The sequence below is a fragment of the Haloferax sp. Atlit-12N genome (genome assembly GCF_003383095.1).
GTDB lineage: Archaea > Halobacteriota > Halobacteria > Halobacteriales > Haloferacaceae > Haloferax.
In genome coordinates this window covers 1,484,188-1,497,575 of record NZ_PSYW01000001.1, presented here as the reverse complement: position 1 = coordinate 1,497,575, position 13,388 = coordinate 1,484,188, and the positions used below count along the sequence as shown (strand labels likewise).

Here is a 13,388-nt window from a genome sequence, read left to right as displayed (position 1 = left end):
TTCGGGTGAGCGCCTTAGATGACGCGGTTCTGCAGGTAGTCGAGGTGCTTCGCGTTGTAGACGATCTTGACCTCGTCCTCGACCGGCGAACCGATGCAGGTGAGACGGACGTTCTTGTCGTTGACTTCCTCGTCGGAGAGAATCTGCTGCATGTCCATCTCGATTTCGCCTTCCTTGAGGATGGACGCGCAGTTCGCACAGGCACCGGCACGGCAGCTGAAGGGCCAGTCGTAGCCCTGCGCCTCTGCGGCTTCGAGGATGTACTCGCCCTGATTAACTTCCATCTCACCGTAGTCTTCGGCGTCGAGACCGGCGTCGGCGGCCTGTTCGAAGAGGTCGTCGTCGTCGAGGTCCCAGCCGTTGTCGTCGAGAACTTCGTAGTTGAGGTAGGTTACCGTGGGCATCGACAGAGGATTCGAAGGCCACCCCATTAGACTTTGCTGTTCCGTGCGCCGAATTCGACCCGCGGCACGGCGGCGGTCGCCCGTTTGTTTCATTGTTGACCGTGATGGTTTCGAATCAGCCGATGCGACGGTCGAACGCTTCAGATAACGCCAGCGGAGAACAGCGCGTACGACGCGATGGCCGAAAGCGAGGGCGTGAGCATCCAGAAGAAGATGACGCGCCCGGTCGTGCCGGGGTCGAACAGGTCCTGCGCGGAGAGTTCGTCGGGGGCTTCCTCGCCCATCTTCGGCACCTCGTCCTCGCGCTCGACGGTGAGCGCGTTGACCGATACCTGCGGGGCCTCGCCGCCGCTCAGGGCCTCGCCGAGCGTGACGGTTCGGGTCGCCCGTCCCCAGCCGAGGCCGACGATGCACATCGTCGCGCTCACGGCGAGGCTGGCGGGGATGCCGATGGCCGACAGGAAGGAGATGAGCGACGCGCTCACGGTCTCGACGATGAGCGCCGCGAGGATGGGCAACTGCGTGAGGTCGTTGCCGACGGTGTCGAGCGTCCGACGGGCGATGGTGAACGCGCCGAGGCCGATGGCGCCGCCGGCGACGAGGATGCCCGTGTTCATCTCGAGCGCGCCGTTGCCGACGAGCGGGGCGACCGCGTTGGCGACGTTCGACGCGCCCGCGGAGAACGCCATGTAACAGGCGACGACGACGACGAGGACGGTGCTCCCGAACTCGCGGTACGTCGTGTTCGGCCCGAGTCGCGGCCGCGGGAAGCCGCCGTCGCGGTCGAGCGTGACGAGCGCACCGGGGCTCTGGTCGAGTTTGAGCCACGCGTCGAGGTAAGGGTAGATGTACCGCCCGATGACCGCGCAGATCCAGAAGGCGATGACGGGCGCGACGATCCACCACGAGATGATTTCGAGCATCACGCCGGAGTCGAGCGACCCGTTGGCGAGGCCGAGGCCCGCGATGGCCCCGACCGCCGTCATCGACGTGGAGGCGGGGACGCCGAAGGTGTTAGAGACCAACAGCGCGAGGCCGACGAAAAAGAGGACGGCGACGCTCGCCGCGAGCGTGAACTCGCTTTGCGGGACGATTTCGCCGCCCATCTTGGCGACGACCTCTCTCCCGAGCGTCCACCCGCCGAGGAGCGCGAACCCCGTCATCAGGGCCGCGGCGGCGAGTTTCCCGAGCACACCGCTCCCGACCGCGGGGCCGAAGGCGACCCCCGTGGACGAGCCGCCGATGTTGAACCCGACGAACACTGCCACCAGGAGACCGACGAAGAGGAGTGCTTCTACCACGCAGTCACCTACTGGCGCGGGAATAAAAGGAACGGCGGTCGGTGGCCGACCACCCTGCCGACACTAACACCGACGCGGCGGCCGGGAACGACTCGTCGGAAGCGAGCGCGCTCAGTTCGACGCGGCGCGAATGGCCTGGTCGAGGTCGTCGATGATGTCGTCGACGTCCTCGATGCCGACCGACAGGCGGACCATGTCGGGCGTGACGCCCGCGGCGGCCTGCTCGTCCTCGGTGAGTTGCTGGTGCGTCGTGGACGACGGGTGGATGACGAGCGTCTTCGCGTCGCCGACGTTGGCGAGGAGCGACGCGAGTTCGACGTTGTTGACGGTGCCCTTGGCGGCCTCGTAGCCGTCGGTGAGGCCGAAGGTAATCATGCCGCCGTAGCCGCCGTCGAGATACTTCGACGCCTCTTCGTGGGTCTCGTGGGATTCGAGACCGGGGTAGTTCACCCACGACACCTTCTCGTGGTCGTCTAAGAACTCCGCGATGGCCTGTGCGTTCTCGCAGTGGGCACGCATCCGAAGCGGGAGCGATTCGAGCTTTTCGAGCGTCTGCCACGCGTCAAACGGCGACTGGGCGTTACCGAGGTCGCGCAGGCCGCGGGCGATGGCGGCGTAGGTGAAGCCGGCGGGGCCAAACGTCTCGTCGAAGTTGACGCCGTGGTACGCCGGGTTCGGCTTCGCGATTTCGGGGTAGTCGTCGGCGTACTCGTCCCACGGGAAGGTGCCGCCGTCGACGAGGATGCCGCCGATGGTCGTGCCGGCCCCGTGAATCCACTTCGTCGTGGACTGCCAGACGAGGTCCGCGCCGTGCTCGATGGGGTTACAGAGATACGGCGTGGCGAACGTGTTGTCCACGAACAGCGGCGTCCCGTGGTCGTGGGCAACCTCCGCGATGGCCTCGATGTCGGGCGTCACGAGCGCCGGGTTGCCGATGGTTTCGAGGTGGACGAACGCGGTGTCGTCGTCGATGGCCTCCTCGTAGGCGTCCACGTCGAGGGTGTCCACGAACCGGGTCGTGACGCCGCGGCGCTCGACGGTGTGGGTGAGGTAGGTGTAGGTCCCGCCGTACAGCGACGACGCGGAGACGATGTTGTCACCGGCGGACGCGAGCAGGAAGGTCGCGAGGTCGAACGCGGCCATCCCGGAGGACGTGGCGACCGCACCCACACCGCCTTCGAGCGAGGCGAGGCGCTCCTGCAGCATCCCGACGGTCGGGTTCATCAGCCGCGAGTAGATGTGGCCCGGCTTTTCGAGGGCGAACTGCGCGGCCGCGTCGGCGGCATCCTCGAAGACGTACGAGGTGGTCTGGTACAGCGGCGGGGCGCGCGCGCCCGTCGCGGAGTCGGGGCTCTGTCCGGCGTGGAGGCTCCGAGTGTGGAAACCCGGACTGTCGTCGTCGCTCATACCCGAACGTCGAATCGGACGGGCGTAAAGCGCGGTGGCGGTCGCAATTCCCGCCGGCTTCTGCGATGCGATAGCAATTGACAAGAACCCCCTGAGAATCGAGGGGCTGGTCTCGAATCGACCGACTGCGCCTCAGCGCGAGAACAGCGAGGAGTGGACCGGGGCGAAGTCCTCGTCCTCCTCGGGTTCGCCGCCGTCGGGCGCGGTGTCGGTCACGGCGCGGCCCGCGACGCCCTCGTCGACGAAGTCGCCGAGCGGCGGCCCGACCTTCTCGGGTTCGACGAGGAAAGCGTCGTGGCCGTGGTCGGACTCGACGACGTGGTGGGCGACCGGCACGTCGACGCGGCGGAACGCGCCCGCGAGCGACTCGGACTGTTCGGTCGTGAAGTGCCAGTCGCCGGTAAAGGAGACGAGGAGCGACTCGCCCTCGAAGGCGGCGAGCGCGGCCGCGTCGGACTCGTAGCCCTCCGAGAGGTCGAAGTCGTCCATGGCGCGCGTGAGGTACAGATACGCGTTGGCGTCGAACCGCTCGGCGAACTTCTCGGCCTGGTAGTCGAGGTAGGACTCGACCTCGCGGTACGGGAAGAAGGACGCCGCGGGGTCCGAGGGGAAAGCGTCGCCGCGGTCGCCGCGGCCCGCGGAGCGCCGGCCGAACTTGCGCTCCATCGAGTCTTTGGAGAGGTACATCAGATGGCCGAGTTGGCGGGCAAGTCCGAGGCCCGCGTCGGGCGAGGGCTGGTCCTCGCCGTAGTAGTCGCCGCCGTTCCAGTTCGGGTCCGAGGTGATGGCGCGCCGGGCGACGGCGTCGATACCGAGACACTGCGAATCGAGGCGGGCCGCGGACGCGACGACCGCGAGGCGCTCCACGTCGTCGGGGAACTGCACGGCCCAGTCGAGGGCGTTCATGCCGCCGACGGAACCGCCGACGACGGCGTGCAGGCGACCGACCCCGAGGTGGTCGAGCAGGCGGCGCTGGGCGCGGGTCCAGTCGTGGACGGTGACCGGCGGGAAGTCGGTCCCCCACGGTTCGCCGTCCGGTCCATCGCTGGCCGGGCCGCTCGTGCCGTAACACGACCCCGGGACGTTCACGCAGATGACGTAGTAGTCGTTCGTGTCGATGGCCTTGCCCGGCCCGACGATGTCGCCCCACCACGCGCGGGCCTGCCCGGAGACGCCCGACTCGGTGCCGTGGCCGGCGACGTGCTGGCTCCCGGTGAGACCGTGACAGACGAGGACCGCGTTCTGCCCGTCGAACTCGCCGTAGGCCTCGTAGGCGACTTTCAGGTCGGGCAGTATCTCGCCCGACTCGAACTCGTGTTCGCCGATGTCGACGACGTCGGATTCGACCCGGCGGCCGGGCGTGGTTCGGGTTCGGCTCATCGCTCCTCCGAACCCCCGTCCGTCTGCTGACGCAGGGCGTGTTCGATTGCCTGGTCGAGGTCGGCGATGATGTCGTCGGCGTCCTCGATGCCGACTGACAGCCGGAGCATGTCGGGCGCGACGCCCGCGGCGCGCTGTTCGTCCATCGAGAGCTGGGCGTGCGTGGTCGAGGCGGGATGGATGAGCAGCGTCTTCGCGTCGCCGATGTTGGCGAGGAAGCTCACGAGGTCGACCGACTCGCAGACGGTCTTGGCGGCTCCGTAGGCCGCCTCGTCGTCCTCGCCGTCGAGGCCGAAGGTGACCATCCCGGCGTAGCCGCCCTGCAGGTACTCGGTCGCGAGGTCGTGGGTCTCGTGGTCCTCGAAGCCGGGGTAGGTGACCCACGCGACGCCGTCGCGGTCGCGGAGGAACTCGGCGACGCGGCGGGCGTTGTCGCAGTGGGCGCGCATCCGAAGCGCGAGCGTCTCGACGCCCTGAAGCGTCTGCCACGCGTCGAACGGCGACTGGCAACTACCGGTACTCCTGACGGCGCGCTGGCGGACCGCCTCGGCGAAGGCGCGCTCGCCGAACCGCTCGACGAAGTCGACGCCGAACGCGGGGTTCTCGCCGGACAGTTCGTCGTAGTCCGCCGCGTCCCACGGGAAGGTGCCGCCGTCGACGACGACGCCGCCGACGGTCGTGCCGGAGCCGTGGAGCCACTTCGTCGTCGACTCCCAGACGATGTCCGCGCCGTGTTCGATAGGGCGGCAGAGCGCGGGCGTGGCGAACGTGTTGTCCACGACGAGCGGGACGCGGTGCTCGTGGGCGACCTCCGCGATGGCCTCGAAATCGGGCGTCTTCAGCGAGGGGTTCGCAACCGTCTCGACGTGAACGAAGGCGGTGTCGTCGTCGATGGCCGCCTCGTAGGCGTCCACGTCGAGCGTCTCGACAGTCCGGGATTCGATGCCGCGCCTGACGGCGGTCTTCGAGAAGTACGAGGCCGTGCCGCCGTACATGTCCTCCGAGAGGACGACGTTGTCGCCGACCGACGCGAGGACGGTCGTGAGCGCGTCGAGGGCACCCATCCCCGACGCGGTGGCGACCGCGTCGACGCCCGATTCGAGGGCGGCGAGGCGGCGTTCGAGGATGCGGGTCGTCGGGTTGGAGATGCGGGAGTAGACGTCGCCGTCGGCTTCGAGAGCGTACAGGTCCGCGGCGTGGTCCGCGTCGTCGAAGACGTACGACGTGGTCTGATAGAGTGGCGGGGCGCGGGCCCCTGTCGCCGGGTCCGGGTCCTGTCCGGCGTGGAGGCCGAGTGTGCGGAAGCCTCGGTTCATGTATGAGGTGCATAATCTTGGACAGAGGAATAACCGTCAGTTACGGCAAGCGTTGCCCGTGGTTGGGGTGAAAAGCGGTGACCGGTCCGGAGGGGAGCGCGAGTGAGACGAGACGGTTCGCGTCGGAGGGGAACTTGCATACCTCGGCGGCACGAGAGTCGGAGTACCCATGAAGTGTCTCCGGGCCCACTTCGACGCCGACGAGAACCCGTTCGGGAGCCCGTACGACGTGTTCGCGGTCGACGGCCGTCACCCGTGCGGGGAGCTTCGCGACCTGCGGCTCCGGCCCGACGGAACCGTGGTCGAACTCTGCGTCCTCGAGGACGCGCCGCCGGACATCGAGGCGCGGCTGGCCGACCACCCCGATATCGTCGATTTCGACGCGGGCGAAACTTCCGACGGCGGCGTCGTCTGCCACGTCCACCTCGTACCCGACGACGACGTGCGCCGGCTGCTCGAACTCGTGGACGAACACGACCTGCTTCTCGACACGCCGATTCGGCTCACCCGCGACGGCGTCGTCGTCAACGTCCTCGGGAGCCACGCGCAACTCACGGACGCGGTCGCGTCGCTCCCCGACTCGCTCACCGACGCGTTCTGCGTGGACGGCCTCTCGGACTACGAACCGGTTCGCAGCGGCGTCCGCGCTGACCTCACCGCCCGCCAGCGCGAAGTGCTCGACACCGCCGTCGAGCGCGGCTACTACGACATCCCGCGGCGGGTGTCGGTCGAGGAACTCGCCGCCGAACTCGACTGCTCACAGAGCACCGTCTCGGAACACCTCCGAAAAGTCGAATCGCGCGTGATGAACCGCCTCGGATGACCCCGCGGTCGCGCGCCGACTTGGTGGACCACCATATAAAGGGCCGGCCGGCATCGGCAGTAGCGCCATCCCGGTTCCGCCCGTAGCTTCAACCATGTCAGAAGCGACGCAACGCGGTCGAGAACGACCGCCGAGTCCTCCGTCGAAGCCCGTGGTCCACCACACCCTCCGGTACGCGGACGACCCGCTCGCGTTCGTCACCGAAGTCGCTCGCGAGTACGGTCCGGTCGCCGAGTACGACATCGGCGGCATCTCGTTTTACCAGCTGAGCGACCCCGAACTCGTCGAACACGTCCTCGTCCAGGAGAACCAGCGGTACATCAAAGGTGAACTGTTTCAGGAATCGCTCGGGGCGGTCCTCGGCGACGGCCTGCTCACGAGCGAAGGCGAGTTCTGGCGGCAGCAGCGCCACCTGATGCAGCCGGCGTTCCTCCCGCAGATGCTGCAGCGATACAGCGAGGTGATGGTCGAGTACACGGAGCGCATGCTGTCGTCGTGGGAGGACGGCGAGACGCGCGACATCCACGAGGACATGATGAGCCTCACCGTCGAAATCGCCGCGAAGACGCTGTTCGACGTGGACATCCGCGAGGAGGAGTCCGCCGTCGGCGACGCCCTCGAAACCGTCATGGACTACTCGTCGACCTCGATGAAGCGCCCGGTTGACGTTCCGCGGTGGGTCCCCACCCCGCGTAACCGCCGGTATCAGCAGGCGCTGGACGACCTCACCGAGGTCGTCGGCCGCATCGTGACGGAACACCGCGACGACGACCCCGACACAGAGGCCAACGACATCGTCTCGCTCCTGTTGACGTTCCGCGACGACGACGGCGAACCCCTGCCGGACGAGCAGATACGCGACGAACTCGTGACCATCCTCCTCGCCGGCCACGAGACCACCGCGCTGGCACTCACCTACACGCTCCACCTCCTCGGGACGAACCCCGAGCAGGCGGCGAGGCTCCGCGAGGAACTCGACGCCGTCCTCGACGGCGAGCGTCCCGGCTTCGGCGACCTCGACGACCTGACCTACACCGAGCAGGTCGTCAAGGAGGGGATGCGCGTCTATCCGCCGGTGTGGGAACTCATCCGTGAGGCCGCCGAACCCGACACAGTCGGCGGCTACCGCGTCGAACCCGGCCAGACCGTCTCGGTCCAGCAGTGGGTGCTCCACCGCGACCCGCGGTTCTACGACGACCCCCTCGAATTCCGGCCGAGTCGGTGGACGACGGCGTTCGAACGCGACCTTCCGAAGTACGCGTACTTCCCGTTCGGCGGCGGCCCGCGCCGGTGTATCGGCGACCGCTTCGCCATGCTGGAGGCGCGCCTCGCGCTGGCGACGATTGCCCAGTCGTGGACGGTCGACCCGACTCACGACCTGTCGTTCGACCCCTCGATTACCCTCCGGCCCGAGGGGTCGGTCGAGATGGTCGTGAACCGCCGGTAAGCGCCGGTGGGAATCGCGGCGGCGGCGCGTACGTCTCACCCCGGTTTCGACCGCCGTCGTCGTTGCTGGTCGCACCGGCCCACCCGCCGCCACCCCGGAGCGTTTACCCGCCGTCCGGCCGACACCCGAACCAATGAGCGACGCCGACGTCGACGCCGAGTCGAACCCGTACCTCCGCGACCCGCCGACCGAGTTCGAACCCGCCGAGTCGCTCTCGCGCGAAGCGGCCGAGGAGCAGGCCGCGCTCCTCCGCGAGGCCGTCCGCGAACACGACCACCGCTACTACGTCGAGGCCGACCCGCTCGTCTCCGACGCGGCCTACGACGCGCTGTTCTCCCGCCTCGTCGCGCTCGAAGGCGCGTTCGACCTCGACACGACCAACAGCCCGACGAACCGCGTCGGCGGCGAGCCTATCGACGCGCTGGAGACGGTCGAACACGTCGCACCCATGCTCTCTATCGACCAGAGCACCGAGGCCGACGACCTCCGGGAGTTCGACGAGCGCGTCCGCCGCGAAGTCGGCGACGTCGACTACGTCTGCGAACCCAAGTTCGACGGCCTCTCGGTGGAGGTCGTCTACGAAGACGGCGAGTTCGTGCGCGCGGCCACCCGCGGCGACGGCCGACGCGGCGACGACGTGAGCGCGCAGGTGAAGACAATTCCGACCGTGCCGCTGTCGCTCCGCGGCGACCACCCCGAGCGACTCGCCGTCCGCGGCGAGATTTACATGCCGAAATCCGACTTCAGCGACCTCAACGCCCGGCGCGTCGAGGCAGGTGAGGACGCCTTCGCCAACCCCCGGAACGCGGCCGCCGGGACGCTCCGCAACCTCGACCCCTCGGTCGTCGCCGACCGACCGCTCGCGGTGTTCTTCTACGACATCCTCGACGCGAGCGCGCGACCCGACAGCCAGTGGGCGGCGCTCGACCGCCTGCGCGAGTGGGGCCTCCGCGTCGCCGACCGAATCGAGCGCGCCGAGGACGTTGAGGGGGCCATCGACTACCGCGACCGGATGCAGGCCGCCCGCGACGACCTCGACTACGAAATCGACGGGACGGTCATCAAGGTGGACTCGCGGGACGCCCGCGAGCGCTTGGGCGAAAAGAGCCGCTCGGTCCGCTGGGCGTTCGCCTACAAGTTCCCCGCGCGCCACGAGGTGACGACCGTCCGCGACATCGTCGTGCAGGTCGGACGGACGGGTCGGCTCACGCCGGTCGCCATCCTCGACCCGGTAGACGTGGGCGGCGTCACCGTCTCGCGGGCGACGCTCCACAACCCCGACGAGATAGCCGCTCTCGGCGTCGCGGTCGGCGACCGAGTCCGGGTCAAGCGCGCCGGCGACGTGATTCCGCAGGTGGTCGAAGTCACCGAAGACGGCGGCGGGAGCTACGAGTTCCCCGACGAGTGCCCGGTCTGCGGGAGCGCGGTGGACCGCGACGGCCCGCTGGCGTTCTGCTCGGGCGGGCTGTCGTGTCCGGCCCAGCGCGAGGCCTCCATCGGCCACTTCGCGGTCAAGGGCGCGATGGACATCGACGGCCTCGGCGAAGAGCGCGTCTCCCAACTCGTGGACGCCGGCCTCGTCGAGACGGTCGCCGACCTCTACGACCTGACGGCCGACGACCTCGCCGAGTTGGAGGGGTGGGGCGAGACGAGCGCCGAGAACCTCGTGGCCGCCGTCGAGAACTCGACGAATCCCGCTCTCGACTCGTTCCTCGTCGGCCTGAGCATCCCCGAAGTGGGCGAGGCGACCGCCCGCGGCCTCGCCCGCGAGTTCGGCGCAATCGAGGCGTTCCCCATCGAAGCCGACGCCGAGGAAGACGAGTTCGACGCGTTCGAAGAACGCCTGACGACGGTTCCCGACGTGGGTGAGACGGTGGCGCGTCGCGTCCGCGACTTCTTCGAGAACGAGGACAACCGCGCCGTGATTCGTGCGCTTCTCGACCGCGGCGTCGACCCCGAACCCGTCGAATCGGGCGGCGACGAACTCGACGGCCTGACGTTCGTCGTGACCGGGACGCTGGCCGCGAGCCGGGGCGACGTGAAGGACCTCGTCGAATCGCACGGCGGCAACGTCACGGGCTCCGTTTCGGGCAACACCGACTACCTCGTCGTCGGCGAGAACCCCGGCCAGTCGAAGCGCGACGACGCGGAGGCGAACGACGTGCCGACACTCACGGAAACCGAGTTCGAGGAACTGCTCGCGGAGCGCGGCGTGGCGTATCCGCCGGAATAGTCGGCAGTCGGTGTGGGAGTCGCGGACACAGGCGCTATCGCCTCGGCAGTCCGCGTCTCCGCCTCAGAGGTCCGTCTTCTCGAACGCCCGGTAGCCGAGCAGCGGCGGGACGACAATCCACGCGAGGAGGATGGCGAGGATGAACGGCCCGGTGAAGTAGAACGGAAGCGACTCCGTGAACGTCGGCTCGATGGTGAGCCGCTCGGCGAAGCCGGCCTTGAACAGGCGGGCTGCGACGGCGGGGCCGTACAGTTCCGCGACCAGCGTCTCGTAGGCCCGAAGCGGGTTCAGGTACTTGATGAAAAGACGCATCTGAACGATTTGCGGCGCGGTCAGCGCGGTGAGACCGAGCTGCTCGATGACCCAGTTGACGAGCCGCGGGACGCCCGTCGCGACCGTCGACCAGAGGACGGCGAAGATGAAGTACAGTCCGACGGTGCCGAACAGCGCCTGTCGCTGGGAGGCCGACGTCGCCGAGAGCCAGACACCGATGGAGACGAACGCCGTGGCGAGAAGCCCCGAGAGGGCGACCTGTCCCGCGTAGGAGACGAACATGACCTGCCCGCCGGTGAACAGCATCGCGAAGAGGGCGACGACGAAGCCGACGAGCATCGAGATGATGACGACGAGCGTGCGGCCGACGAGCTTTCCGAACACCACGTCGCGCCGGGAGTTCGGCAGCGACAGCAGGAGCTTGATGGTCCCCGATTCGCGCTCGTCGATGAGCGAGCCGTGGGCCGTCACGAGCGCGATGAGCGCGAGGACGAACCCGAGCATGCCCGCGTAGGAGAAGTTGAACAGCCCGCCTGGGGCGGTGGTGAGGCCGAACAGCGTCTCGGAGTTCGCGCCCGCACCGGAGAGCAGGACGCCGTAGAACAGCGCCGCCGACCCGCCGATGAGGAGGGCGAAAAACAGCGTCAGCCCGAGGAGCCACCGCGACCGAAGGGCGTCGCGGAAGTCCTTGCGCGCGACGGATTCGAGCGTCATGCCGTCACCTCCGGTTCGTCGGCCGAGTCGTCGCCCTCGGTGTACGCGAGGAAGATGTCCTCCAGCGACGCGGAGTCGGTCTCGAAGTCGGCGACGGTCGCGCCGCCGGCCTCGACGGCCTCGATGACGCGCGTCTTCGCGTCGTCAGTACAGCCGACGACGAGTCGCCCACCGTCCGATTCGACCGACGAGACGCCGTCGAGCGCGCGGACCGCGTCGAGGTCGGCGTCGCCGTCGACGTCGATTCGGAGGACGGCCTCGGCGTCGACGCGGTTGCGGAGACCTCGGATACTGTCCTCGGCGATGAGTTCGCCGTCGCGCATGATGCCGACGCGGTCGCAGACCGCTTCGACCTGTCCGAGGACGTGGCTGGAGAAGAACACCGTCGCACCGCGGTCGGCCTCGGTGCGGACGATGTCGCGCATCTCGCGCGCACCGGCGGGGTCGAGACCGGAGGAGGGCTCGTCGAGGACGAGAAGGTCTGGACTCCCGGCGAGCGCCATGGCGAGCGCGAGGCGCTGGGACATCCCCTTGGAGTAGCCGCCGGCGCGGCGGTCCGCCTCGTCGGGGTCGAGGCCGACGCGGGAGAGCAGTTCGTCGGGGTCGTCGTCGGCTTCCTTGGACTCGATGGCGAACTCGACGTGTTCGCGCCCGGTCAGTCGGTCGTACACGTCGTACCCCTCGGGGAGCACGCCGGTCCGACGCCGGACGGCCACGCTCTCGGCCTGTGCGTCGTGTCCGAGCACGCGGATGGACCCGCTCGTCGGGCGCACGAAGTCGAGAAGCATGTTGATTGTCGTCGATTTTCCGGCACCGTTGGGACCGAGGAACCCGAACACCTCTCCCTCCGCGACGGAAAAGGAGAGGTTGTCGACGGCGGTGACGGCGTCGGCGTCGGACGACGGGAGGAGAGAATCGAACAGTCCCTCGTCGTCCTCAAACCGTTTCGTCACTCCGTTCAGTTCGATGGCGGCCATGGGCGGGCCTGCGTCGCACTGGGTTAAAGGGTTTTAGGTGCAAAAATCACGGGCGATAACATTCCCGTGCGAGGACGGGGGTTCGACGGGAGAGTCGAGCCGTCGCAGTCGGACGGTTCGGTCGGCATCGACGGCCAGTATCGGCGGCCGACGACCCCCGTCGTCCGCGTCGGCGAAGTCGCCTCAGACCTCGTCGTCGGGGTCGTGGGAGTCGGCCATCTTCGTGGCCTCCGTCGCGTACCGCTCGCGCAGGTCGTCGTCGTCCACGGGTTCGAGGTTCTCGGTCGGCGCGTCGATGGCGGCGGTCACGGTCATCCGGCGCTGGTGCATCACGGCCGCGGCGAGTTCCTTCCGGAGTTCGTACTCGCCGTCCGGCGTCGCGTAGATGAGGATGATGAGGTCCCGGTCGTCGTAGGACCGCTCGACCAACCAGAGCCGCGTCGTGTCGTCGTCGCTCATGGCCCGTGGTTCGGACGGGGTTCCCTTACGCGTGCCGGCATCGACTCCGGGCGGCGCGCCGGAAGCCCCCTATCGTTTATTCGCGCTGCGAGCGTACGACTCCGGCATGTTGGAGACGTTGCTCGGGGACGACGTGGAGTCGTCGGGCCGGTACCTCCCGGAACTCATCTACGGCGCGAACGACGGCATCGTCACGACGTTCGCCGTCGTCGCCGGCGTCGCGGGCGCGTCTTTGAGCCCGAGCATCGTCATCGTCCTCGGGTTCGCCAACCTGTTCGCCGACGGCTTCTCGATGGGCATGAGCAACTACCTCTCAGAGCGCTCGGAGGAGGACTACCACGACGCCCGCGGCGACGCCCACGACCGAACCGACGGGAAGACACCAGTCAGAACCGCCGCCGCGACGTTCGCCGCCTTCATCGTCGCGGGATGGGCACCGCTGTTCCCGTACGTGCTTCGGCTCGAACCGCTGTTTCCCGTCTCCATCGCCGTCACCGCCGCGGCGTTCTTCGCCGTCGGCGCGAGTCGGAGCCTCGTGACGAACCGCTCGTGGCTCGCCAACGGCGTCGAGATGTTCGTCGTCGGGATGGCGGCCGCGACGGTCGCCTACGTGGTTGGGAACCTCCTCGCCGGCGTCGCCTGAAAAGAACGCGC

The 13,388-nt window shown here is 68.4% G+C and carries 12 protein-coding genes; 4 read left to right on the top strand and 8 right to left on the bottom strand.

Annotated features, from left to right (window positions below; genetic code table 11):
* Positions 1-14: 14 nt before the first annotated feature.
* The 5 genes from fer to C5B90_RS07880 all read right to left on the bottom strand — a co-directional run bounded on the left by fer (position 15) and on the right by C5B90_RS07880 (position 5,808).
* On the bottom strand, positions 15-404 hold the full coding sequence (gene fer / locus C5B90_RS07900; protein WP_004974109.1) for a ferredoxin Fer: 390 nt from the start codon (positions 402-404) through the stop codon (positions 15-17).
* Positions 405-544: 140 nt separating this feature from the next.
* Positions 545-1,666 carry an inorganic phosphate transporter gene (locus C5B90_RS07895; protein ID WP_199517467.1) on the bottom strand — a complete coding sequence of 374 codons (1,122 nt, stop codon included), beginning with the start codon at positions 1,664-1,666 and terminating at the stop codon, positions 545-547.
* Positions 1,667-1,816: 150 nt separating this feature from the next.
* Complete coding sequence (locus tag C5B90_RS07890) at positions 1,817-3,112, bottom strand: O-acetylhomoserine aminocarboxypropyltransferase/cysteine synthase family protein (RefSeq protein ID WP_115880410.1); 1,296 nt, start codon at positions 3,110-3,112, stop codon at positions 1,817-1,819.
* A 132-nt stretch (positions 3,113-3,244) separates the two neighbouring features.
* The gene (gene metX, locus C5B90_RS07885; RefSeq protein WP_058568831.1) at positions 3,245-4,492 is read right to left on the bottom strand and encodes a homoserine O-acetyltransferase; all 1,248 of its coding nucleotides are present in this window, start codon (positions 4,490-4,492) and stop codon (positions 3,245-3,247) included.
* The gene (locus tag C5B90_RS07880; RefSeq protein ID WP_115880408.1) at positions 4,489-5,808 is read right to left on the bottom strand and encodes an O-acetylhomoserine aminocarboxypropyltransferase/cysteine synthase family protein; all 1,320 of its coding nucleotides are present in this window, start codon (positions 5,806-5,808) and stop codon (positions 4,489-4,491) included. The genes metX and C5B90_RS07880 overlap by 4 nt, the downstream gene beginning before the upstream one ends.
* A 169-nt stretch (positions 5,809-5,977) precedes the next feature.
* Here C5B90_RS07880 and C5B90_RS07875 point away from each other — a divergent pair, with 169 nt between their 5' ends.
* The 3 genes from C5B90_RS07875 to ligA all read left to right on the top strand — a co-directional run bounded on the left by C5B90_RS07875 (position 5,978) and on the right by ligA (position 10,311).
* On the top strand, positions 5,978-6,631 hold the full coding sequence (locus C5B90_RS07875) for a helix-turn-helix domain-containing protein (protein ID WP_115880406.1): 654 nt from the start codon (positions 5,978-5,980) through the stop codon (positions 6,629-6,631).
* Positions 6,632-6,725: 94 nt separating this feature from the next.
* On the top strand, positions 6,726-8,078 hold the full coding sequence (locus C5B90_RS07870; protein WP_115880404.1) for a cytochrome P450: 1,353 nt from the start codon (positions 6,726-6,728) through the stop codon (positions 8,076-8,078).
* A gap of 133 nt (positions 8,079-8,211) precedes the next feature.
* Positions 8,212-10,311, top strand: coding sequence for an NAD-dependent DNA ligase LigA (gene ligA / locus C5B90_RS07865; RefSeq protein ID WP_115880402.1), 2,100 nt, complete (start codon positions 8,212-8,214; stop codon positions 10,309-10,311).
* Positions 10,312-10,374: 63 nt separating this feature from the next.
* Here ligA and C5B90_RS07860 read toward each other — a convergent pair whose 3' ends face one another.
* The 3 genes from C5B90_RS07860 to C5B90_RS07850 all read right to left on the bottom strand — a co-directional run bounded on the left by C5B90_RS07860 (position 10,375) and on the right by C5B90_RS07850 (position 12,734).
* Positions 10,375-11,298, bottom strand: a complete 924-nt coding sequence (locus tag C5B90_RS07860; protein ID WP_115880400.1) for an ABC transporter permease — start codon at positions 11,296-11,298, stop codon at positions 10,375-10,377.
* Positions 11,295-12,275, bottom strand: a complete 981-nt coding sequence (locus tag C5B90_RS07855; RefSeq protein WP_115880398.1) for an ABC transporter ATP-binding protein — start codon at positions 12,273-12,275, stop codon at positions 11,295-11,297. The genes C5B90_RS07860 and C5B90_RS07855 overlap by 4 nt, the downstream gene beginning before the upstream one ends.
* A gap of 183 nt (positions 12,276-12,458) precedes the next feature.
* Entirely contained in the window at positions 12,459-12,734 is a 276-nt protein-coding gene (locus C5B90_RS07850; protein ID WP_115880396.1) for a hypothetical protein, read from the bottom strand.
* Positions 12,735-12,840: 106 nt separating this feature from the next.
* On the opposite strand from C5B90_RS07850, the gene C5B90_RS07845 reads away from it, so the two are divergent.
* Positions 12,841-13,377, top strand: coding sequence for a VIT1/CCC1 transporter family protein (locus C5B90_RS07845; RefSeq protein WP_115880394.1), 537 nt, complete (start codon positions 12,841-12,843; stop codon positions 13,375-13,377).
* The last annotated feature ends 11 nt before the right edge of the window (positions 13,378-13,388 follow it).